This window comes from Streptomyces olivaceoviridis (assembly GCF_014650115.1).
GTDB lineage: Bacteria > Actinomycetota > Actinomycetes > Streptomycetales > Streptomycetaceae > Streptomyces > Streptomyces olivaceoviridis.
Genome location: NZ_BMUI01000011.1, coordinates 212759 through 233569 on the forward strand (window position 1 = coordinate 212759; position 20811 = coordinate 233569).

20 protein-coding genes are annotated in these 20811 nt (G+C 72.8%); 3 read left to right on the forward strand and 17 right to left on the reverse strand.

The features are described 5' to 3' along the window. Window positions 1-306: 306 nt before the first annotated feature. The 12 genes from kynU to IE273_RS22265 form a co-directional block, all read right to left on the reverse strand. Window positions 307-1506 carry a kynureninase gene (gene kynU, locus IE273_RS22210; protein WP_189816919.1) on the reverse strand — a complete coding sequence of 400 codons (1200 nt, stop codon included), beginning with the start codon at window positions 1504-1506 and terminating at the stop codon, window positions 307-309. Continuing rightward, on the reverse strand, window positions 1499-2347 hold the full coding sequence (locus IE273_RS22215) for a tryptophan 2,3-dioxygenase family protein (RefSeq protein ID WP_189816920.1): 849 nt from the start codon (window positions 2345-2347) through the stop codon (window positions 1499-1501). The genes kynU and IE273_RS22215 overlap by 8 nt, the downstream gene beginning before the upstream one ends. A gap of 112 nt (window positions 2348-2459) precedes the next feature. Further along, complete coding sequence (locus IE273_RS22220) at window positions 2460-3674, reverse strand: MFS transporter (RefSeq protein WP_189816921.1); 1215 nt, start codon at window positions 3672-3674, stop codon at window positions 2460-2462. Between the two features lie 73 nt (window positions 3675-3747). After that, window positions 3748-4161 (reverse strand): DUF3151 domain-containing protein, encoded by a 414-nt coding sequence (locus IE273_RS22225; RefSeq protein WP_189816922.1) that lies wholly within the window; start codon window positions 4159-4161, stop codon window positions 3748-3750. Window positions 4162-4532: 371 nt separating this feature from the next. After that, window positions 4533-5987, reverse strand: a complete 1455-nt coding sequence (locus IE273_RS22230; RefSeq protein WP_189816923.1) for an MFS transporter — start codon at window positions 5985-5987, stop codon at window positions 4533-4535. Window positions 5988-6052: 65 nt separating this feature from the next. Further along, a complete protein-coding gene (gene fbaA / locus IE273_RS22235) occupies window positions 6053-7084 on the reverse strand; it encodes a class II fructose-bisphosphate aldolase (protein ID WP_189816924.1) in 1032 nt (343 codons plus the stop codon). Window positions 7085-7228: 144 nt separating this feature from the next. Further along, on the reverse strand, window positions 7229-7777 hold the full coding sequence (gene pyrE / locus IE273_RS22240) for an orotate phosphoribosyltransferase (RefSeq protein WP_189816925.1): 549 nt from the start codon (window positions 7775-7777) through the stop codon (window positions 7229-7231). 10 nt (window positions 7778-7787) lie between these two features. Then, entirely contained in the window at window positions 7788-8576 is a 789-nt protein-coding gene (locus IE273_RS22245; protein ID WP_189816926.1) for an aldose epimerase family protein, read from the reverse strand. Window positions 8577-8634: 58 nt separating this feature from the next. Continuing rightward, window positions 8635-9498 (reverse strand): SRPBCC family protein, encoded by an 864-nt coding sequence (locus IE273_RS22250; protein WP_189816927.1) that lies wholly within the window; start codon window positions 9496-9498, stop codon window positions 8635-8637. A 52-nt stretch (window positions 9499-9550) separates the two neighbouring features. Beyond that, window positions 9551-11185 (reverse strand): polyamine aminopropyltransferase, encoded by a 1635-nt coding sequence (locus tag IE273_RS22255; RefSeq protein ID WP_189816928.1) that lies wholly within the window; start codon window positions 11183-11185, stop codon window positions 9551-9553. Between the two features lie 79 nt (window positions 11186-11264). Then, window positions 11265-11801 carry a DUF2617 family protein gene (locus tag IE273_RS22260; protein WP_189816929.1) on the reverse strand — a complete coding sequence of 179 codons (537 nt, stop codon included), beginning with the start codon at window positions 11799-11801 and terminating at the stop codon, window positions 11265-11267. A gap of 333 nt (window positions 11802-12134) precedes the next feature. Continuing rightward, a complete protein-coding gene (locus IE273_RS22265; RefSeq protein WP_189816930.1) occupies window positions 12135-12497 on the reverse strand; it encodes a hypothetical protein in 363 nt (120 codons plus the stop codon). A gap of 141 nt (window positions 12498-12638) precedes the next feature. On the opposite strand from IE273_RS22265, the gene IE273_RS22270 reads away from it, so the two are divergent. Continuing rightward, window positions 12639-13823: a pyridoxal phosphate-dependent aminotransferase gene (locus IE273_RS22270; protein ID WP_189816931.1), complete on the forward strand. Its 1185-nt coding sequence runs from the start codon at window positions 12639-12641 to the stop codon at window positions 13821-13823. 55 nt (window positions 13824-13878) lie between these two features. Here IE273_RS22270 and IE273_RS22275 read toward each other — a convergent pair whose 3' ends face one another. Next, window positions 13879-14409 (reverse strand): type III secretion system chaperone family protein, encoded by a 531-nt coding sequence (locus IE273_RS22275; RefSeq protein ID WP_015493304.1) that lies wholly within the window; start codon window positions 14407-14409, stop codon window positions 13879-13881. 306 nt (window positions 14410-14715) lie between these two features. Continuing rightward, on the reverse strand, window positions 14716-17313 hold the full coding sequence (clpB, locus tag IE273_RS22280) for an ATP-dependent chaperone ClpB (RefSeq protein WP_189816932.1): 2598 nt from the start codon (window positions 17311-17313) through the stop codon (window positions 14716-14718). A 117-nt stretch (window positions 17314-17430) separates the two neighbouring features. Between clpB and IE273_RS22285 the strand changes: the two genes are divergently transcribed. After that, window positions 17431-17844 carry a pyridoxamine 5'-phosphate oxidase family protein gene (locus tag IE273_RS22285; protein WP_189816933.1) on the forward strand — a complete coding sequence of 138 codons (414 nt, stop codon included), beginning with the start codon at window positions 17431-17433 and terminating at the stop codon, window positions 17842-17844. Between the two features lie 154 nt (window positions 17845-17998). Here IE273_RS22285 and IE273_RS22290 read toward each other — a convergent pair whose 3' ends face one another. Both IE273_RS22290 and IE273_RS22295 read right to left on the reverse strand, forming a co-directional pair. Then, window positions 17999-18334: a Rieske (2Fe-2S) protein gene (locus IE273_RS22290; RefSeq protein WP_030648261.1), complete on the reverse strand. Its 336-nt coding sequence runs from the start codon at window positions 18332-18334 to the stop codon at window positions 17999-18001. A gap of 3 nt (window positions 18335-18337) precedes the next feature. After that, window positions 18338-18541 carry a hypothetical protein gene (locus tag IE273_RS22295; protein ID WP_041665386.1) on the reverse strand — a complete coding sequence of 68 codons (204 nt, stop codon included), beginning with the start codon at window positions 18539-18541 and terminating at the stop codon, window positions 18338-18340. Between the two features lie 170 nt (window positions 18542-18711). Here IE273_RS22295 and IE273_RS22300 point away from each other — a divergent pair, with 170 nt between their 5' ends. Next, a complete protein-coding gene (locus tag IE273_RS22300; RefSeq protein WP_373309382.1) occupies window positions 18712-19656 on the forward strand; it encodes a helix-turn-helix domain-containing protein in 945 nt (314 codons plus the stop codon). A 19-nt stretch (window positions 19657-19675) separates the two neighbouring features. On the opposite strand, the gene IE273_RS22305 is transcribed toward IE273_RS22300, so the two are convergent. Continuing rightward, window positions 19676-20719: a helix-turn-helix transcriptional regulator gene (locus tag IE273_RS22305; protein ID WP_189816935.1), complete on the reverse strand. Its 1044-nt coding sequence runs from the start codon at window positions 20717-20719 to the stop codon at window positions 19676-19678. Between the last annotated feature and the right edge of the window lie 92 nt (window positions 20720-20811).

Here is a 20811-nt window from a genome sequence, read left to right on the forward strand (position 1 = left end):
CGTAGCCAGGGGAGGCGTAGTGCGGGAGCCACCGGAGGCCCCGTACAGGAGCCACGGAAGGCAGGGCGCGCGAGCCACCGAAGGCTCCGCACAGGAGCCAGGGGAGACGTGGTGCGCGAGCCACCGAAGGCCCCGCACAGGAGCCACGGAAGGCAGGGCGCGCGAACCGCCGGAGGCCCCGCACAGGAGCCACGGAAGGCGGGGTGCGGGAGCCGGGCGAGGCCCGGTGGGGGCGGGGTGACCGGAACTGATGCCCCGGTGCCCTGCCCCAAGCGCCCCGGCCCGGCCCGCCCCGCACCCGCCCTCCTACGCCAGCTCCTCCCCCAGGATCCGTGCCGCCCGTTCCGCGTCCCGGAAGCTCACGTACAGCGGGGTGAAGCCGAAGCGGAGGATGTCGGGGTGGCGGAAGTCGCCCACCACGCCCCGTGCGATCAGGCGCTTCATCACCTCGCCCGCGTCCGGGCAGCGCAGGGCGATCTGGCTGCCGCGCTCCGTGTGCGGCCCGGGGGTCACGCACTCCACCCGGCCCGGCTCGGTGTACTCGTCCACGCACCGCAGGAAGAAGTCCGTCAGCGCCAGGGACTTGGCGCGGACGGCGTCGACGGACACCCCGTCCCAGACGTCGAGGGCGGCCTCCAGCGCCAGCAGGGAGAGGATGTCCGGGGTGCCGACCCGGCCGCGCACCGCGCCCGCCGCCGGAGCGTACGACGGGCTCATGCCGAACGGCTCGGCGTGGGAGTTCCAGCCGGGCAGCGGGGAGTCGAAGCGGTCCTGGAGTTCCCGCCGCACGTACAGGTACGCCGGTGCACCCGGGCCGCCGTTCAGGTACTTGTAGGTGCAGCCGACCGCGAGGTCCACGCCGTGCTCGTCCAGGCCCACCGGCAGCGCGCCCGCGCTGTGGCACAGGTCCCAGACCGCGAGGGCCCCGCAGGCGTGCACCGCGGCGGTGAGCGCCGGCAGGTCGTGCAGCCGGCCGGTGCGGTAGTCGACGTGGTTGAGCAGCACGGCGGCCGTGCGGTGGCCCAGCGCCGCCGGCACCTCGGCCGGGGTCACCGCGCGCAGGGTGCGGCCGGTGAGCCGGGCCGCCGACTCGGCGATGTAGCCGTCGGTGGGGAAGGTCGTGGCGTCCACCAGGATCTCGTCGCGGCCGGCGTCCGCCATGCGGACCGCGGCGACCAGTGCCTTGAAGACGTTGACGCTGGTCGAGTCGCCGACGACGATCTGGCCGGGCGCCGCGCCGACCAGCGGGGCGATCCGGTCGCCGATCCGCTCGGGCGCCGTCCACCAGCCGCTCTCCTCCCAGGAGCGGATGCGCAGTTCGCCCCACTGCCGGCGGACGACGTCCGCGACCCGGTCGGGGACGTGCGCGGGCAGGGCGCCGAGGGAGTTGCCGTCCAGGTAGACCCCCGCGTCGTCGGACGCGGTGCCGAGGACGAAACGGTCGCGCAGGGGCGCCAGTTCGTCGGCCTGGTCCAGTTCCTTCGCGAGCAGGGGCAGCTCAGACATGGGACCTCGCCGTCCACAGCTCGGGGAACACGTTCTTGCGGGCGCGCTTCTCCAGCCAGGCCACACCGGCGGAGCCGCCCGTGCCGGCCTTGGCGCCCATCGCGCGCCGGGTGGCGACCAGGTGGTCGTTGCGCCAGCGCCAGACCAGTTCGGCCACGTCGCTCAACGCCTCGCCGAGGCGGGCGAGTTCGGCGTTCTGGTCGCCGGAGTAGATCTCCGTCCAGGCCGCCTCGACGGCGTCGGAGGGCTCGTAGCGCCGGGAGACGTCGCGGTGCAGCACGGAGTCGGGGATCGCGTGGCCGCGGCGCGCGAGGAGCCGTACCACCTCGTCGTACAGGCTCGGCTCGTGCAGCGCCTTCTCCAGTTCCGCGTGGACGCGCGGGGCGCCGCGGTGCGGGACGAGCATGGACGCGGACTTCTCGCCGAGCAGGAACTCCAGGCGCCGGTACATCGCCGACTGGAAGCCGGAGCCCTCGCCGAGCGCGCTGCGGTAGGAGTTGAACTGCGCCGGGGTCAGCTGTCCGAGCGGCTTCCAGGAGGCGTTCAGGGCCTCCAGCTCGCGCACGGAACGTTTCAGCGCGGCGAGCGCGGTCGGCACGTCGTCCGCGCGCAGCGCCCGCGCGGCCGTCTCCCACTCGTGCACGATGACCGTGAACCACAGCTCCATGACCTGGGTGGTCACCAGGAAGACCATCTCTCCGGGGTCGTCCGAGAGGGTGTGCTGGAGATGGGTGAGGACGTCCGCCTTGACGTAGTCCTCGTACGGCGTCGTCCCCGCGAAATCGAGATTCGGGGTCTCGGGCTCAGCGGCCTCGTAAGGGGGGTGAGCCTGTTGGGACATCGCTGTCTCCTGTTGTCACTCCGGGTAGCGGTCCGCCCCTGCCGATGCCGGCACGGGGGCCCCGGTCCCCATACGGAATCCTCCGCAATCACCCCCGATACGGCAAGGCCGATCATGCCTCCTGCCGGGCGCCGCCGCCGAGGGGAGCGCGTCCGGTGGCGACCAGCAGGGCGGCCAGAGCGAGCAGGAGGGCCGCCGCCGCCAGGGCCGCGCGCAGACCGAGGGCGGAGGCCAGCGCGCCGCCGAGGAGTCCGCCGACCGGCATGCTGCCCCAGGCGAGGACCCGGTACGCGGCGGTCACCCGGCCGGTGAGCGCGTCCGGGATGCGGGCCTGCCGTTCGGAGACGGTGACCACGTTCCACACCATTACCATCAGCCCGTTCACGGCCAGCAGGGCCGCGGCGAGCGCGGCCGGGCGGGCGAGGGTGAGCAGGCCGAAGGCCGCCGCCGAACCGGCGGCGGAACCGGCCAGCAGCGGCCGGTGGGAGAGCCGCCGGGCCAGCGGGGCGGCGACCAGGGAGCCGGCGACGCTGCCCACGGCGCTCGCCGTCAGGAGCAGTCCGTAGCCCGTGCCGCCGAGGTGCCACTGGTGCCGGGCGAACAGGACCATGACACCCCAGGCGGCGGCGCTGCCCATGCCCAGCAGGACCGTCGCCAGGGCGAGCACCCGGACCACCCGGTCGTCGCGCAGCCAGCGCAGCCCCTCGGCGACGCTGTGCCGCAAGGACGCGGTCCCCTCCGGCGTGGAGGTCCGCGCCGGGCGGAAGCGGCCCCGGACGCCCGCCACCAGGGCCACCCCCAGCAGGTAACTGACCGCGTCGATACCGGCCGGCAGCCAGCGTGCGACCGCGAACAGGGCGGCACCCGCGGCCGGCCCCGCGAACTGGACGAGCACGGTCGCGCTGCCGTGGAGGAGGCTGTTGGCCCGGACCAGCGAGCCGGTCCCGGCCACGGCGGGGATCACCGCCTGCACGGAGGTGTCGAAGAAGATCTGCGCCGACCCCAGGGCGAACAGCACGACCAACAGCAGCCAGATGTTCCCCGCGTCGCACGCCACGGCCGCCGCCAGGGCCGCCACGAGCAGCGCGCGGCAGCCGTCGGCGATCAGCAGCACCTTCCTGCGGTCCCAGCGGTCGACCAGTCCGCCCACCAGCAGCCCGAGGAACAGCCAGGGTGCCTGTGTGGCGGCGGCGGCTGCGGAGACGAGCACCGGGTCACGGGTCCAGTGCGTGGCCAGCAGGGGGAAGGCGCTCAGCTCCAGCCCGTCACCGAGCCCGGAGACCGCCGCCGCGGTCCACACCAGCCAGAAGTCCCGCGACAGCCCCATGGGCCCCGGCCTCCGCACCCCGGCAGAGCCGTCACGGCGCGGGGCCAGGGCGGACTCCTGCGTCACCCTCGGGTCAGCCCAGGGTCTGGGCCGCCGTCGGCGAGGAGTCCTTCAGGAACTGCGAGCAGCGCTCGTACTCCTCCTGCTCGCCGATCGCCTGCGCGGCGCGGGCGAGGGCGTGCAGGGCGCGCAGGAAGCCGCGGTTCGGCTCGTGCTCCCACGGCACCGGGCCGTGGCCCTTCCAGCCGCTGCGGCGCAGGGCGTCGAGGCCCCGGTGGTAGCCCGTACGGGCGTAGGCGTACGACTCCACGACCGAGCCCCGCTCGAACGCCTCGTCGGCAAGCTGCGCCCACGCGAGGGAGGAGGCGGGGTACTTGGCGGCGACGTCCGCCGGCGCGGCGCCGTTCGCCAGGGCCTCGCGGGGCTCCGGGTCGTCGGGGAGGTGGGTGGGGGGCGGGCCGCCGAGCAGGTTCTCGTGAATCGTCATGGCTTCAGTCTGACGCACGGGTACGGCGGCCTGCTTGAGCGCCCCGAAGGGGCGCCGGGAACCGCGCCGCGTGAGCACCCTGAAGGGCCGCGGGCAACCGCGCCGCGTAAGCACCCCGAAGGGCCGCGGGCAACCGCGCTACATGAGCGCCCCGAAGGGGCGCGGGGAACTGCGCGACCAGCCCCCACCGGCCCGCGGCCGAACGACCAGGAACGTCGGCAACCCACGCGACCGCCCCCCACCGGACCACAGCCGAAGGGGCGCGGGGAACTGCGCGACCACCCCCCACCGGCCCGCGGCCGAACGACCAGGGCCGCCCGGAACCCACGCGCCCCCACCCCCACCGGACCACAGCCGAAGGGAACCGCCGCTCACCCCGCCCTGTCGGCTTCCAGCGGCGGAGCCGTCACGTTGCCGTGGGTCCGGCACTCCGGTCGCCGGCACCCCGGTGCCGGCCGGCGGACCAGGGCGAACGCGAGCGCCGAACCCAGGACCAGCACCCCCGCGCAGATCGGCATCGCCCGGTCGAACGCCGCGTCGAACGCCGTGGGCGACCGGTACGCCTCCGGCCCCATCCCCGCCAGCAGCGGCAGCGCCGCCACCGCCACCAGCCCCGCCGCCCGCGCCGCCGCGTTGTTGATGCCGCTGGCCAGACCCGCCCGGGCGGTGTCGACGGAGGCGAGGACCGTGGCCGTCAGGGGCGCGACCAGGGTGACCATGCCGGCGCCCATCACCAGGAGGGCCGGGAGCACGTCGGTCAGGTAGTCCGCGCCCTTCCCCACCCGCAGCATCAGCAGCATCGCCACCGCGCACAGCAGCGGGCCCACCGTCAGCGGCAGCCGCGGCCCGGTGCGGTCGGCGAGCGCGCCCGAGCCGGAGGAGAACAGCAGCATCAGGGCCGTGGTGGGCAGCAGGGCCGTACCGGCGGCGAGCGGCGAGTAGCCGGCCACCACCTGGAGCTGGAGCGCGGTGAGGAAGAAGAAGCCGCCGAAGGCCGCGTACACGCACAGGGTGACGAGATTGACCGCCGTGAACTGGCGCGAGGCGAAGATGTCCGGCGGGAGCATCGGGTCGGGCCGGTGCCGCTCGACGTGCACGAAGGCCACCGCCGCCGCGAGGCCCGCCGCCCCGGTCAGGGCGACCGCCAGGGAGCCGCCCCGGGCCTCGATCAGCGCGTACGTCAGGAGGGCGAGGGACAGCGCCCCGAGGGCCGCGCCCAGGACGTCGAAGCGGCCGTGGTCGCGCTGGTCGGCGGATTCCGGTACGTGCCGCAGCGCGATCGGCGCGCACAGCAGCGCCACGGGCACGTTGAGGAGGAACACCCAGCGCCAGCCGGGTCCGGTCACCAGCCAGCCGCCGAGGAAGGGGCCGACTGCGGCGCCGATCCCGCCGAAGCCGGACCACAGGCCGACCGCCCGGCTGCGGTCGTCGGGGTGGAAGGACGCCTGGATGAGGGCGAGCGAGCCGGGCGTGAGCAGGGCCCCGCCGATGCCCTGGAGGGCGCGGGCGGCGATGAGGATCCCGGAGGTGGGGGCCAGGCCGCACAGCAGGGAGGCCGCCGCGAACCAGACGACCCCGAGGACGAAGATCTTCCGGCGGCCGTAGCGGTCGCCCAGCGAGCCGCCCAGCAGGATCAGGCCGGCCAGCGTGACCATGTACGCGTTGACCGTCCACTGGAGGGCGGCGAGGCTCGCGTCCAGGTCCTGGCCGATGCGCGGCAGGGCGACGTTGACGACGGTGGAGTCCAGCATGGCCATGCTGGAGCCGAGGACGGTGGTCAGCAGGATCCACTTACCCTGGGGCGAGGCGAGCCGGACGTCGGGCATGTCCCCAGGTATACACGGGCCCGGCGGCATGGACAGCCGCCGGGACCGCTGGAACGCCGTAGCGCTTACTTGATCTTGTTGCCCGCCGAGCGCAGGTTCTGCGTGGCCTCGACGACGCGCGCGGCCATGCCCGCCTCGGCCAGCTTGCCCCAGGTGCGCGGGTCGTAGGCCTTCTTGTTGCCGACCTCGCCGTCGACCTTCAGGACGCCGTCGTAGTTCTGGAACATGTGGCCGGCGACCGGCCGGGTGAAGGCGTACTGGGTGTCCGTGTCGAGGTTCATCTTCACCACGCCGTTCTCCAGCGCGGTCTGGATCTCCTGCTCGGTGGAGCCGGAGCCGCCGTGGAAGACGAAGTCGAAGGGGCCAGGAGAAGCGGGCTTGCCGAACCTGGCGGCGACGCCCTCGCTCAGCTCCTTCAGCAGCTCCGGGCGCAGCACGACGTTGCCCGGCTTGTACACGCCGTGCACGTTGCCGAAGGAGGCGGCCAGCAGGTAGCGGCCCTTCTCGCCCAGGCCCAGGGCCTCGGCGGTGCGGATCGCGTCGTCGACGGTGGTGTACAGCTCGTCGTTGATCTCGTGGGAGACGCCGTCCTCCTCGCCGCCGGTCGGGGTGATCTCCACCTCCAGGATGATCTTGGCGGCGTGGGCGCGCTCCAGCAGCTCCTGGGCGATGGAGAGGTTGTCGGCGAGGGTCTCTGCGGAGCCGTCCCACATGTGCGACTGGAACAGCGGGTTGCGGCCGGCCTTGACGCGCTCCTCGGAGATCGCGATCAGCGGACGCACGTACCCGTCGAGCTTGTCCTTCGGGCAGTGGTCGGTGTGCAGCGCGATGTTGACCGGGTACTTCTCGGCGAGGACGTGCGCGTACTCGGCGAGGGCCACGGCACCGGTGACCATGTCCTTGCTGTACTGCCCGCCGAGGAACTCGGCCCCACCGGTCGAGATCTGGACGATGCCGTCGCTCTCCGCCTCCGCGAAGCCGCGCAGGGCCGCGTTCAGGGTCTGCGAGGAAGTCACGTTGATGGCCGGGTAGGCGAACTTGCCTGCCTTCGCCCGGTCGAGCATCTCGTTGTAGACCTCGGGGGTTGCGATGGGCATCCTGTCCGCTCCTTGTGTTGCGGGTTGGCGTTCTGCGTTACGGCCCTGACCTAGACCTGGGGTGCGACGTCATCGTCGGCCCCATCTTTCCAGACATGGGGTGCTGGGTCGGCGCCCCGGTCAAGTGCAGGTCAAACCGCCCGGTCAGTCCAGACCCAGTTCATCCTTCGAGAAGGCGAACCGGTACGGAACGCCCGCTCCGGCCTCGATCTTCTCGGCGGCGCCGGTCGCCCGGTCCACGATGGTCGCGACGGCGACGACCTCGGCACCGGCCTCGCGGACGGCCTCGACGGCGGTCAGCGGGGAACCGCCGGTGGTGGAGGTGTCCTCCACCACCAGGACCCGGCGGCCCGCGATGTCCGGGCCCTCGACGCGCCGCTGGAGCCCGTGCGCCTTGGCGGCCTTGCGGACGACGAACGCGTCGACCTTGCGCCCGCGCGCGGCGGCGGCGTGCAGCATGGCGGCGGCGACCGGGTCGGCGCCCATGGTGAGCCCGCCGACCGCGTCGAACTCAAGGTCCGCGGTCAGGTCCAGCAGGACCTGACCGACCAGCGGGGCGGCCTCGCCGTCGAGGGTGACGCGGCGCAGGTCGACGTAGTAGTCGGCCTCCAGACCGGAGGAGAGGGTCACCTTGCCGTGCACCACGGCCTTGTCCTTGATCTGTTGCAGCAGCGCGCCACGTACGTCCGTCATGCCGACCAGCTTAGAGCCGCCGCCAGCTCCAGGTCGTCCCGGCTTCCAGCGGGTCCAGCGGGGTGACCAGGCGCGGGAGGGTGTTCAGCCCGTTGGGCGGTCCGGTCTGCGGCTCCACGCAGACGGCTTCGGCCTGCTCGTCGTAGACCACCACCCAGTCCTCCCGGCTCGCCACCTTCAGCTCCAGCTGGCCGGGCCAGGTGAGGGTGACGTCGACGCCGCCGGGCATGCCGAAGCAGTCGTCCCAGGGGCCCGGCCGCGGGTCGACGCGGTTGCCGGTGGGCAGGTGGTCGGCGCCGCGCTCCTCCTGCCAGGCGGGCTCGAAGTCCAGCCGGACGTCCTCGCCGCCGAGGTTGCGGTGGAACCACGGGTGCCAGCCGAGCTGCGCCGGGAAGGAGTCGTCGTACGTCTCCACGGACATCGTCAGCGTCAGGCCGTCCTCGGCGAGCGTGACGATCTGGGTGACGCGGCCGGGGTGCGGCCAGGGGTCGGTCAGCTCATACGTGATCACCGCCTCGTTCTCCGAGACGCGCGCGGTGCGCCAGGCGCCGTCGCGGGCGGTGCCGTGGATGGCGTGCGGCGGGGAGTTGAGCGGCATCTGGCGGACGGTGCCGCCGTCCAGGAAGCGGCCGTCCCGGATCCGGCCGCACCAGGGCACCATCGGGAAGCAGCCGTAGCGGTCCCCCTGCCTCAGCAGTTCCAAGGAGCCGATCTTGAGGCTGCTGATACGGCCGCCGTTGGCCGGGCTGACGCGTGCTTCCGCTTCGCCTGCGGTCAGCGTGATGTCTTCGTTACTCACGGGACGACAGTACTTGGGTGAGAACGGTGCCGACCGCGCCCTTGGGAGGCGCGTCCGCTCAGCGGCGTTTCCGCAGTGCCTTGCTCACGACGATCGCCGACGCCACGACCAGTGCCGCCGCCGGTGCCGCCCAGCGCAGTGCCGAGGTCGCCGTGACCGTCTGCGGCGCCGGGACGGGGGCGTAGCGACCGCGCGGCGGGGCGTGGTCGACCTCCTCGGCGCTGCGGCCGATCATCGTGCGGCGGGCGTGCGCGGCCTCGGCGGGGGGTTCACCGGTCTCGGTGAAGTCGCCGGAGGGGCGGTCGGTGGAGGCGGTGACGATCCCGGTGTCGGCGTCCGCGTCCGTGCCGGTGTCCGTCTCCCGGCCCGTGCCGGTGTCCGCGTCGAGGTCTTCGTCCGCGTCCGGGGCCAGCGCGGACGGGGGGACCTCGGTGTCGAAGACGGAGGTGCGGGTGGCACCGGCGGGGGGCTCCGGCTGAGCGCCCGCGTCGGCATCCGCACCGGCACCGGCGGCCAGCGACTCCAGGAAACGGCCCAGCAGCCGGGTCGCCGCCGCGGTCACCGTCTCCGCCGGCAGTTCCGAGATCCGGCCGGTCGCGTCCGCCGTGCCCTCGGCCGTGACCGTGCAGCCGCCCTCGGTGTCCGCGAGGCGCAGGGTCAGGGCGAGCTTGACCGCGCCGGTGCCGCGCGCCTCGGTGGCGTCGCCCACGACGGCGTACGTGCCGTCCTCGCGGGCGGTCACCCGGGCCGTGCCGCGGTAGGTGACGGAGTGTCCGCCGACCCGCAGCTTGAGCCGGCCGGTGATCGGTTCGGCACCGGCGTCCTGTTGCAGGCCGGGAACGGCCCGGGCCACGCGTGTCTGGTCGGCCAGTGCCGCGCCGATCCGCTCGGCGGGGGCCGGGACGAAGACCTGGTGCTCCATGTCCGTGGAGCCTACCCAGTTGTCGCCGGAACTCACCCGGCCGTGCAGCCGCTCAGTACCTCGGATGCACCAGTGTCGACACCGGTACCCCGGACACCCGCGTCCGTTCCGCCGCCCGCGCGTCCGCCGTCAGCCCGGTCTGCGTCAAGGTCCCCGCGCGCCCGCGGCCCACGCGCAGGGCGGGCGCGGCGTCCCCGCGCGCCGCCAGCAGGAACCCCCAGTCGCGTGGCGCCCGGGGAGCCCCCGTGGAGCGGTCGGGGCCGGCCGCGCAGGCGGAGCCGTGGCCGGACACCCGGTAGGGCGAGACGGCGAAACCGGCGGCGCGCAGGGTGGCGGCGACGGTCCAGAAGGCGCGGGGCCGGGCGGCGACGGGCCCGGCGTGCACCACCAGGCGGCCGTCCGGGGCCAGGACGCGGCGGGCCAGGCCGTAGAACTCCTGGGAGTACAGCTTGGCGCCGGCGGTGATCCCGGGGTCGGGCAGGTCGCTGATCACGACGTCGTACGCCGGTCCGCTCGTCTCCCGCAGCCAGGTGAGCGCGTCGGCCGTGGTGACCCGCACGCGCGGGTCGGCGAGCGCGTGCCCGTTGAGGGCGGACAGGCCGGGGTCGCGGCGGGCCAGCCGGACCAGGCCGGGGTCGAGTTCGACGATGTCCACGCGGCGCACCCCGGGGTGGCGCAGCACCTCGCGGGCGGCCAGGCCGTCGCCGCCGCCGAGGATCAGCACGCGCGTGCGCGGGCCGGTCAGGGCCGGCCGGACCAGGGCCTCGTGGTAGCGGTGCTCGTCCCGGCCGCCGGCCCGGAGGCGGCCGTCGAGGAAGAGGTCGAGGGGTTCGCCGTGGGTGCCGCCGGCGAGGACGACCTCCTGGACGCCGGTCTGCACGGCCACCCGGACGTCCGTGCCGTAGACGGCGCGCCGGGCGGCCCGTTCGAAGTCGCCGGCGAGGGCGGCGGCGGAGGCGAGGACGCCGAGGACGGTGAGCCCGGCGAGGAGCAGGGTCCAGCGGGCGCGGCGGGTGAGGTCGCGGCGGAAGAGGCCGAGGACCAGGGCGCCGCCCGCGACGACGTTGACCGTCCCCGTCAGCAGGGCGCCCGTCAACTGGCCGAGGAACGGCAGCAGGAGGAACGGGAAGGCGAGTCCGCCGACCAGCGCGCCCACGTAGTCCGCGGCGAACAGGTCGGCCACCGCGCCGCCGGCGTCCTGCCGGCGGATGCGCTGGATCAGCTCCATCAGCAGCGGGACCTCGGCGCCGATGAGCAGGCCGATGGCGAGGGAGAAGGCGACCAGGAGGCAGCGCGGCCCGTCGGCCCACATCCCGCCCCAGCCGGCGGTCCAGGCGAAGACGGCGTACAGGGCCATGGCGCTGCACCCGCCGATCAGCGCGAGGGCCGACTCGACCGCGCCGAATCCGGCCGCCGCGTGGCAGCGCAGCCGTTTGGCGCCGAGCGAGCCGATGCCCATCGCGAACACCATCACGGAGAGCACCACGGAGGCCTGGGTGACCGGGTCGCCCATCAAGTACGAGGCGAACGCGACGAGTTCGAGTTCGTACACGAGTCCGCAGGCCGCGCAGACGAAGACGCACACGAGGACCAGGAACCGCCCGGTGCCGGGCCGGACGGGCAGCCGGGCGGGGCCTGTCCAGGAAGGCGGGGCGCCCGGGGGCGCGGGGGCGTGCGGTTCGATCACCCTGCGACGTTACGTCACTCGCCGGGCACGCTTCGTCACCCACACGTGTGGATCTGGGGGCGGTTGACGCGGTGCGGGTTTATGTCGCCGCGGAGTGCCGGGCCGCCGTCCGCTTCCGTGCCCCGACCCGGGTCCGGGTGGCCACCAGCTGGCCGTCCTGCGGGTAGGCGTGCCAGGTGCGCCAGTACACCTGGCCCTCCAGGTGCTGGGCCAGCATCGCGGTGAAGGCGTGCGGGCTGCCCGGGAAGACTCCGGCGAGGCCGTGCGGGTGGTCGGAGACGAGGGCCAGCAGTTCCTGGGCGCGGCCCGCGAACGAGCCGGGCGTGAGCACCTCCACGCGGGCGGCGAACTCGTACTCCCAGTCGCCGACGCGCTTGGCGACGCCCAGCGGCAGCGGGGTGCTGGAGCCGGGGATGCAGGCGACCGTCTCCGAACAGCGGCCTCGCTCTTCCTCCAGGAGCACCTGGTGGGATGCGCCGAGCAGCCTCAACTGTAGTTTTGCGCCGGTGAGTTCGAGATCGAGGGTGGCCAGGGCGGGCAGCGGCTCGCGTCCCAGGGCCCAGGCGAGATCCGCAGCGCGCGTATCGGTGTAGGTGGTGTTCAGGGTCGTGAGCATGGATCGGCTCCGCTAACACGCAAGGAGGGGGAGATCGGCCATGTCAGCCCAGCCGGGCCCGGCCGGGGTGGGGAGCCTGGGGGACGTCCGAGGGGCTGCGTTGGCGATTTAGAGGGAATCATGAACAGTGGCGCCGCCACAGCGTTTTTACCCAACTTCGTGGGCTTTCCATCCCTCAGAGGGCTCCACAGCTCAACTGTTCAACCCCGGCGTACGCCGGGCGCGGGGAACGGGAGCGGCCGGGCGCCCGCCGGGAGGTCTCCCCCGAAGGCCGCCCGGCCGTGTGCGACCCGGATGCGGATCCCCCCGTTCCGGAAGCTCGGCTGCCCCGTGTCAGCCGCCTCCGCCGCATCCGCCCCCGCCGCCGCACGACGAACCCCCGCCGCAGGACGAGCCGCCCCCGCAGGACGAGCTCCCGCCGCAGGAAGAATGGCCACCGCAGGAGTGACCCCCGTGCCCGCCGTGGTGCCCCCCGTGCCCGCCCGACGAGCCGGAGTCGCCGCCGCCGGCCCACCAGCTGTTGTCGCCCCCGCTGCCCGCGTAGGCCGCCGACGACGACGCCGAACCGCGGCACGCGCGGTTCCGCCGGCCGCCCTTGCCGAGCGGCACTCCGACGCGCCGGTTGCGGCGGTTACGGCCCGCCGCCGCCGCGATGACCAGAACCACGGCCACCGCCAGGATGATGCCGACGGTCATGGCGCCACCGTCCTTCCGTTCCCCCGAAGCGGCCCCCCGTGGGCGCCTCGCCGTTGCCGCGTCCTACCGCGGTGACCGGGGGATGCCCGGCCGCGCCGGAGCGCAAAGCAGAGTTGAGGAACTCCAGAGCTTGAGCGCAGGATGACCGGCATGACCTCCAGCGCACGCCCCCACCTGAACCGCCGGCTCGCCGCTTTCGGGACGACGATCTTCGCCGAGATGTCGGCGCTCGCCGTGGCGACCGGGTCGATCAACCTGGGCCAGGGCTTCCCCGACACCGACGGCCCCGAGGAGATCCGGGAGGCCGCCGTGCGCGCGCTGCGCGACGGCCGCGGCAACCAGTACCCGCCCGGCCCCGGCGTCCCCGAGCTGCGTACCGCGATCGCCGCGCACCAGTCGCGCCGCTACGGCCTGTCCTACGACCCCGACACCGAGGTACTGGTCACGGCGGGCGCGACCGAGGCCATCGCCGCCGCGCTGCTGGCGCTGGTCGAGCCGGGGGACGAGGTGGTGGCGCTGGAGCCGTACTACGACTCGTACGCGGCGAGCATCGCGATGGCGGGCGGCACCCGGGTGCCGGTCACCCTGCGCCCGCACGAGGGAAGCTTCCGGCTGGACCTGGACGAGCTGCGCGCGGCGGTCACCGACCGCACCCGGCTGCTGCTGATCAACACCCCGCACAACCCCACCGGCACCGTCCTCACGCGCGCGGAACTGGCCGCCGTCGCCGAGCTGGCGGTGGAACGGGATCTGCTGGTGGTGACCGACGAGGTCTACGAGCACCTGGTCTTCGACGGCGCCGAACACCTGCCGCTGGCCGGGTTCCCCGGGATGCGGGAGCGGACGGTGAGCATCGGTTCGGCCGGCAAGACCTTCTCGTTCACCGGCTGGAAGGTCGGCTGGGTGACGGCCGCGCCGGAGCTGGTCGGCGCGGTCCGCGCGGTGAAGCAGTTCCTGACGTACGTCTCCTCGGGCCCCTTCCAGTACGCGGTGGCCGAGGCCCTCGCCCTGCCCGACACCTACTTCGAGGAGTTCCGCCGGGGCATGCTGGCGCGCCGGGAGATCCTGGCGGAGGGGCTGACGGCGGCGGGCTTCGAGGTGTTCCGGCCGGCCGGGACGTACTTCATCACCACCGACATCCGGCCCCTGGGCGAGAAGGACGGCTTCGCCTTCTGCCGCGCGCTGCCGGAGCGGGCGGGCGTGGTGGCCATCCCGAACGCGGTCTTCTACGACGACCGGGAGGCCGGGGCGCCGTTCGTGCGGTTCGCCTTCTGCAAGCGGGAGGACGTCCTGCGCGAGGCGGCGGAGCGGCTGCGGCGCATGTGAGCGCGCGGACTTGCGGTCCGGGGGCGCGAAGGCCCCCGGACCGGCCGGGTCCGGGTTACTCCCCGTCGTCCTCGGGCTGCTCGGAGTCGTTGACCTCCTGCTCCAGGCCGAGCTGCTCGACCAGCCACTTGTCGAACTCGATCGCGGCCCGCACCCAGCTGACCGTGGAGGAGACGAAGTGGTTGATGTCGACGCCCGTGCCGATCAGCATCTGGGCCTCGCCGATCAGACGGACCGTGCCGTCGTCGTGGGTGTGGGTGTACACCTTGGGCCACAGGGTGCGGCGGTTCCAGTCGTCGATGGACTCCAGCAGCTGCGGCTTCTCGTCGATCTTGTGGGGGCGGTCGTAGAAGGTCCGCACCGAGAAGATCGCCTGTTCGGCCTCTCCCCGGAACATGAAGTAAGTGCGGAACTGCTCCCACGGCGCGGCGAGGTCACCCTCCTCGTCGACGACGTACTTCAGCTCCATCTGGTCGAGAAGCTGCTTCACCAGGTCCTGATCCGGGAGGACGGGGCCCGCCGGTCCTTGGGGCTGCGGTTCGGGCTGGCCCCCGAAGTTCGGAATCGAGGACGGGTCGATGCTCACCGTGATTTTCCCTTCATGCGGATGCCGCCATCCTCCCCCAGGAGGGGCGGGGGATGGCAACCCCGTGCCGCCTGTCAGCCGAGGGCGGAAAGGGAGCCGGCGGGGCCGGGGCCGGGTGATGATGCGGTCATGCGCATACCCGGAGCGGTGCGAGGGGCCCTGTGGTGGGGCTGCCTGGCCTTCTCGGTGTGGTTCTTCTGGTCCCTGTACGACGCCATGAGCGGCGTCTGAGCGGCCCGCACGGCACGACGGCCCCTTGCCCCGGCACAGGGCCGGGACAAGGGGCCGTGGTGTGCCCACGTGCGGCTACAGGGTCTTCTCCGTCGCGGGGCCGACCAGCAGGCCCTCGCCGAAGCGGTCCACGCGGACCGTGTCGCCGTCCTTGACCTCGCCGGACAGGATCTCCTTGGCGAGCCGGTCGCCGATGGCGCTCTGCACCAGCCGGCGCAGCGGCCGGGCGCCGTAGGCCGGGTCCAGGCCCTCCTCCGCCAGCCAGGCCAGCGCCTGCGGGGTGACGTCCAGGCTGAGCTGCCGCTCGGCCAGCCGCTGGGCCAGCCGGTCGATCTGGAGCGCCGCGATCCGCTCCAGCTCGGGCTTGGTGAGCGCCGAGAAGACCACGAGGTCGTCCAGCCGGTTGAGGAACTCCGGCTTGAAGGAGGCCCGGACGGTCTCCAGCACCTGCTCCTTCTTCTGCTCCTCGGTGGTCAGCGGGTCCATCAGGAAGTGGCTGCCCAGGTTGGAGGTGAGGACCAGGATGGTGTTGCGGAAGTCGACCGTACGGCCCTGACCGTCCGTCAGCCGGCCGTCGTCCAGCACCTGGAGCAGGATGTCGAAGACCTCCGGGTGGGCCTTCTCCACCTCGTCCAGCAGGATCACGCTGTACGGGCGCCGGCGCACGGCCTCGGTGAGCTGGCCGCCCTCCTCGTAGCCGACGTACCCGGGGGGCGCGCCGACCAGCCGGGCCACGCTGTGCTTCTCGCCGTACTCCGACATGTCGATGCGGATCATGGCCCGCTCGTCGTCGAAGAGGAAGTCCGCGAGCGCCTTGGCCAGTTCGGTCTTGCCGACACCGGTCGGGCCGAGGAAGAGGAAGGACCCGGTGGGCCGGTCGGGGTCGGCGATACCGGCCCGCGAGCGGCGTACGGCGTCCGACACGGCCCGTACGGCCTCGCCCTGGCCGATGAGCCGCTTGCCGATCTCCTCCTCCATGCGCAGCAGCTTCTGCGTCTCGCCCTCCAGCAGGCGCCCGGCGGGGATGCCGGTCCAGGCGGCGACGACGTCGGCGATGTCGTCGGAGCCGACCTCCTCCTTGACCATGGTGTCCTTGGCGACCTCCTCCTCGGCGGCGGAGGCGGCCTCCAGCTCCTTCTCCAACTGCGGGATCTCGCCGTACAGCAGCTTGGCCGCGGTGTCGAAGTCGCCGTCGCGCTGGGCCCGTTCGGCCTGTCCGCGCAGGTCGTCCAGGCGCTCCTTGAGCTCACCGACCCGGTTGAGGGACTGCTTCTCCTTCTCCCAGCGGGCGGTCAGGCCGCGCAGCTCCTCCTCCTTGTCGGCGAGGTCGCGGCGCAGCTTCTCCAGGCGGGCGACGGAGGCCGGGTCGGTCTCCTTGCTGAGGGCCAGCTCCTCCATCCGCAGCCGGTCGACGGAGCGCTGGAGCTCGTCGATCTCCACGGGCGAGGAGTCGATCTCCATGCGCAGCCGGGAGGCCGCCTCGTCGACGAGGTCGATGGCCTTGTCCGGCAGGAAGCGGGAGGTGATGTACCGGTCGGACAGGGTCGCGGCGGCCACCAGCGCGGAGTCGTTGATCTGCACCTTGTGGTGGGCCTCGTAGCGCCCCTTGAGCCCGCGCAGGATCGCGATGGTGTCCTCGACGCTCGGCTCGCCGACGAAGACCTGCTGGAAGCGGCGCTCCAGCGCCGGGTCCTTCTCGATCCGCTCCCGGTACTCGTCCAGCGTGGTCGCGCCGATCATGCGCAGTTCACCGCGGGCGAGCATCGGCTTCAGCATGTTGCCCGCGTCCATGGCGGAGTCCCCGCCGGCACCGGCGCCCACGACGGTGTGCAGCTCGTCGATGAAGGTGATGATCTGCCCGTCGGACTCCTTGATCTCCGACAGGACGGCCTTGAGGCGCTCCTCGAACTCACCGCGGTACTTGGCGCCGGCCACCATCGCGCCGAGGTCGAGCGCGACCAGCCGCTTGTCCTTCAGCGACTCGGGCACGTCGCCCTTGACGATCCGCTGGGCGAGCCCCTCGACCACGGCGGTCTTGCCGACGCCCGGCTCACCGATGAGGACGGGGTTGTTCTTCGTACGACGGCTCAGCACCTGCACGACCCGCCGGATCTCCTGGTCCCGCCCGATGACCGGGTCGAGCCGGCCCTCGCGGGCGGCGGCGGTGAAGTCGGTGCCGAACTTCTCCAGGGCCTTGTACTGGCCCTCCGGGTCGGCGGTGGTCACGCGGCGTCCTCCCCTGGCCTTCTGGAAGGCCTCCTGAAGTTTCTTCGCATCGGCGCCCTGCTCCTTGAGCGCGTCCCCGGTGGGACCGCCCTTCGCGGCGATGCCGATGAGCATGTGCTCGGTGGACAGGTACTCGTCGCCGAGCGCCTTGGCGCGCTCGGTGGCGTCCGCGATCACGGCGAGCAGCTCGCGGTTCGGCTGCGGAGGCGCGACGGTGGACCCGGTCACGCTGGGCAGACCGGCCAGGATGCGCTCCGCGCCGGAGCGTACGGCGACCTGGTCGGCCTCGACGGCCGCGAGCAGGTCGGTGATGTTCTCGTTGTCCTGCCCCTGGAGCAGAGCCAGCAGCAGGTGAGCGGGGGTGAGATCCGGGTGCCCCTCGGTGAGGGCACGATTGCTCGCCGCGTTGATCGCGTCCCGGCTCCTGTTGGTCAGCTCGGCGTCCACGTGTGCGTTCTCCTCCTACCCGACGGTCCTGCCTCAAGCAACGTACACAAACTTGAGTCTATTCCACTCAAGGCAGGCCGCGCACGGGTCCCGGCGGTGTCGGTTAGGTTGCACGGCATGGCCTCGTACTCCCAGGATCCGGCTGCCCCGGACGAGCCGTACCTCGCCTTCTGGCGCGAACGGCATCTGTGCACCCTGACGACCCTCCGCCCCGACGGCAGCCCGCACGTGGTGCCGGTGGGGGTGACCTACGACGCCCCGGCACGGCTGGCCCGGGTGATCACCAACAGGACCAGCACGAAGGTGGCCCATGTGCGCGCGGCCGGGGCCGAGGGGGCCCGGGTGGCGGTGTGCCAGGTGGACGGCCGGCGCTGGGCGACGCTGGAGGGGCGGGCGCGGGTGCGCGCCGAGCCGGAGCGGGTCGCGGAGGCGGAGCGGCGGTACGCGGAGCGGTACGAGCGGACGCCCTCGCCGAACCCGTCCCGGGTGGTGATCGAGATCGAGGTGGAGCGGGCGCTGGGGCGCGGCTGAGCACGGTCGGCGCCCGGCGGTTTCCGGCCACCGTGGAGTAGGCCCATACCCCGAAATGTCGCCACAAACTGCAGCGGCGTCACCGTGTTCAGGTCACGGTGACGCCGCTGCGGGGGGAAGCACCTGAGCGATCTGTTACGACGGGGGAATCGCGTCAGGCACTGCGGGGGGTGGCCGAGATGGTTCGTACGTCGGACGGCGCCGGCTCGGACAGCCGGTGGTCCCGCTGGTCCAGGTTCACAAAGATCATTCCGTACCGGATGGCACAGCGCACCGGCTGCGGCGCGCCACGCGGCTTGCGCAGGCACCGGTACGCCCGCACATCCCCGTCCTCGTCCCGCGTGACGACGACCGGCTCACCGAACACGGTGACCATCAGTGAGTCACCACTGTGCGGGATGGCCGTGACCAGGTCGATGAAGTGCCAGCCGGAGCGGTAGGCGGTGGCCATCTCGCGACGGAAGGACCGGTCGTCGGGTGGAGTAGTCATCAGTCAGCCCCAGGTGGTGTCGTCCACACCATCGGAATGAGCCGTCCCGGTGCTGCCGTCACTCATGGCGACTGTCCGGGGAGCCACTCCCCAGGTCGTATCGCCCGCGGCGTCACGCTTCGCACCGGAGAGGCCACTCAGCGCGCCAATGGCCACAACGGTGGAGAAGGCGACGGCAAGCATCGACCGAAGCAATTTGTTGCGCATATTCGGCTTCGTCCTCACTTGAAGGTCCCCTCTTCCCCCGTCGAACAAGACGATGTCTCATTTGGGCACGTCATGGCCACACGATCGGTGCATCATGTTCCTGCATGTTCAGGACCCTGGGGGGTGGAGATTTGCCAACAAATCGGACCAAAGCGTCACATCCCCATGCCATGACCGAACTCTGCGAGGAGGGTAGCGGCCTTTACGCCAAGGCGCTGCGCGTGGGGCGGATAGCCCGCGCGGACGCGGAAGCCGCCCCCTGCCTCATGGAGTTCGCCCTCCTGCAACCGGATCCGGACGACGCGAACTGGCTGCGCCCCACCCCGCCGTCCGTCGCCCTGGCCCAGCGGCTCAATCCGATAGAGCGCGAGATCTCCGACCGCAGGCGGCTGTCGATCGAACTGGCCGAGGTCTTCGAACCGTTCATGGCGCTCAGCGCCCAGGACACCACCTCCACCCACGCCATCTCGGTGCTGGAGGGCCTGGACCGCATCAACGCCGCCCTCGACATAGCGACGGCCGAGTGCCGCTCCGAGGTGCTGACCGTGCAGCCGACCAGCCGCCGACTGGAACACACCCTCCTCCAGGGCCTGGAACGCGACCGCCCCCTCCTCGAACGCGGCGTGCGCATCCGGACCCTGTACCAGCACACCGCCCGCTACAGCCCCGAGACCCTCGGGTACGTGGCCCAGTTCTCCGTCGGGAAGGTGGAGTACCGCACCATCGACGAACTGGTGGAGCGGCTCATCATCTGCGACGAGACCGTCGCCTTCATCCCCGTGCGCGACGACCGCCAGGTCGCCCTGGAACTCCGCCACCCCGGCCTGGTGCGCTACCTGATCAAGGTGTTCGAGTTCATGTGGGCCCGCGCCGTGCCGCTGAGCACCGGCGCCCCCTACGAGACGGCCCCGGACGGCATCACGGACATCCAGCACTCCATCGCCAAGCTCCTGGTCGAGGGCCACGTCGACGAGGCCATCGCCCGCCGTCTCGGCATGAACGTGCGCACCTGCCGGGCCCACATCGCCAAGCTGGCCCAGGCCCTCGGCAGCGGCAGCCGCGCGCAACTGGGCTACCTCATCGCCCAGTCCGGCATCCTCGACCGGGAGCACTGAGGCGCGGTCCCGCCACGGCTCAGCGCACGGCCGGGGGTTCCTGCTCCGGACCGGCGAGGGCGGTGGTCGGCAGGGGCGGGCGGTGCCCGTCCAGGCCGACCTGGGCGATGCGGACGCCGAGTTGGGTACGGCTGGCCGCGCCCAGGGTCTCCGACAGACGGGCGATGTGGGCCCGGCAGGTGCGCACGCTGATGCCCAGGCGTTCGGCGATGACCGCGTCCTGGTGGCCCTCGGCGAGCAGCGCGGCGATGGACTGCTCGCGGTGCGAGATGCCCTCGATGCCGGTGTCGGGGAGCGGGGCCGTGAGCGGGATCGCCAGGCGCCACAGCCGTTCGAAGATCGTCACCAGATAGGCGATGAGGGCCGGGTGGCGCAGCTCCAGGGCCATCGTGCGGTCGGTGTTGGCGGGGATGAACGCCACCGTGCGGTCGAAGAGGATGAGCCGGTCGATGACCTCGTCCAGGGTGCGCGCCTCCACCGCGTCGCCCATCAGCTCAAGGTAGTTCAGCAGGCCCTGGCCGTGCCGGGCCACATGCGTGTACAGGTCCCGCATCCGCACGCCCCGGCCGCGCAGCGCCAGCGCCCGGTGCAGGCCCTCGGAGAGCTCCGCCTCCCGCCGGATGCCGCCGGGCTGCACGGTGAGCACCTCGGTGGTGCACGCCTCGGTCGCCTCGTCCATCGCGGCCTGGATGCGGGAGAGCCCGTCCAGGACCCGGATGGCGCTGCCCTCGGCCGGCGCCGCCAGCGCGTTCAGCTGCCTTCCCAGGCCCGCGTACCACTCGAACGCGGCCACCGCCGAGCCCATCCGCCGCTGGCTCGCGCTGACCTCGTCGTAGACCCCGCGCAGCAGCCGGGTCATGACCTCCTGCGGGGAGGTCGGCACCAGCCAGTCCATGTCGTCCGGGTCGGGGTGCAGCAGGGCGAGCTCCAGCAGGCAGGGCACCGGTTCGGCGTCCGTGCGCGGCACCCGTCCCCGGCGCACGGCACGGGAGTACACCCGGTCCCCGGCTGCGCACAGCCGGTCGGCACCGTGAGGATGCTCCTCCGCCCCGTGCCCGGCCATCGCCCATTCCACCCCCGGTGTGCTGCCACTTCCGTGGCGCAACTATGCGCGGCGCCGAACCGGGTCCGCAACACGGCTCCCTCCACGGCGGC

Coding starts and splice junctions, on each gene's coding strand:
- fbaA (WP_189816924.1), bottom strand. CDS start 7,084: ATGCCCATCGCAACCCCCGAGGTCTACAACGAGATGCTCGACCGGGCG.
- IE273_RS22260 (WP_189816929.1), bottom strand. CDS start 11,801: ATGCTCACGACCCTGAACACCACCTACACCGATACGCGCGCTGCGGAT.
- IE273_RS22285 (WP_189816933.1), top strand. CDS start 17,431: ATGGCCTCGTACTCCCAGGATCCGGCTGCCCCGGACGAGCCGTACCTC.
- kynU (WP_189816919.1), bottom strand. CDS start 1,506: ATGTCTGAGCTGCCCCTGCTCGCGAAGGAACTGGACCAGGCCGACGAA.
- IE273_RS22215 (WP_189816920.1), bottom strand. CDS start 2,347: ATGTCCCAACAGGCTCACCCCCCTTACGAGGCCGCTGAGCCCGAGACC.
- IE273_RS22305 (WP_189816935.1), bottom strand. CDS start 20,719: ATGGCCGGGCACGGGGCGGAGGAGCATCCTCACGGTGCCGACCGGCTG.
- IE273_RS22265 (WP_189816930.1), bottom strand. CDS start 12,497: ATGACCGTCGGCATCATCCTGGCGGTGGCCGTGGTTCTGGTCATCGCG.
- IE273_RS22225 (WP_189816922.1), bottom strand. CDS start 4,161: ATGACGATTCACGAGAACCTGCTCGGCGGCCCGCCCCCCACCCACCTC.
- IE273_RS22295 (WP_041665386.1), bottom strand. CDS start 18,541: ATGCGCAACAAATTGCTTCGGTCGATGCTTGCCGTCGCCTTCTCCACC.
- IE273_RS22250 (WP_189816927.1), bottom strand. CDS start 9,498: ATGGAGCACCAGGTCTTCGTCCCGGCCCCCGCCGAGCGGATCGGCGCG.
- pyrE (WP_189816925.1), bottom strand. CDS start 7,777: ATGACGGACGTACGTGGCGCGCTGCTGCAACAGATCAAGGACAAGGCC.
- IE273_RS22270 (WP_189816931.1), top strand. CDS start 12,639: ATGACCGGCATGACCTCCAGCGCACGCCCCCACCTGAACCGCCGGCTC.
- IE273_RS22290 (WP_030648261.1), bottom strand. CDS start 18,334: ATGACTACTCCACCCGACGACCGGTCCTTCCGTCGCGAGATGGCCACC.
- IE273_RS22300 (WP_373309382.1), top strand. CDS start 18,712: ATGACCGAACTCTGCGAGGAGGGTAGCGGCCTTTACGCCAAGGCGCTG.
- IE273_RS22230 (WP_189816923.1), bottom strand. CDS start 5,987: ATGCCCGACGTCCGGCTCGCCTCGCCCCAGGGTAAGTGGATCCTGCTG.
- IE273_RS22220 (WP_189816921.1), bottom strand. CDS start 3,674: ATGGGGCTGTCGCGGGACTTCTGGCTGGTGTGGACCGCGGCGGCGGTC.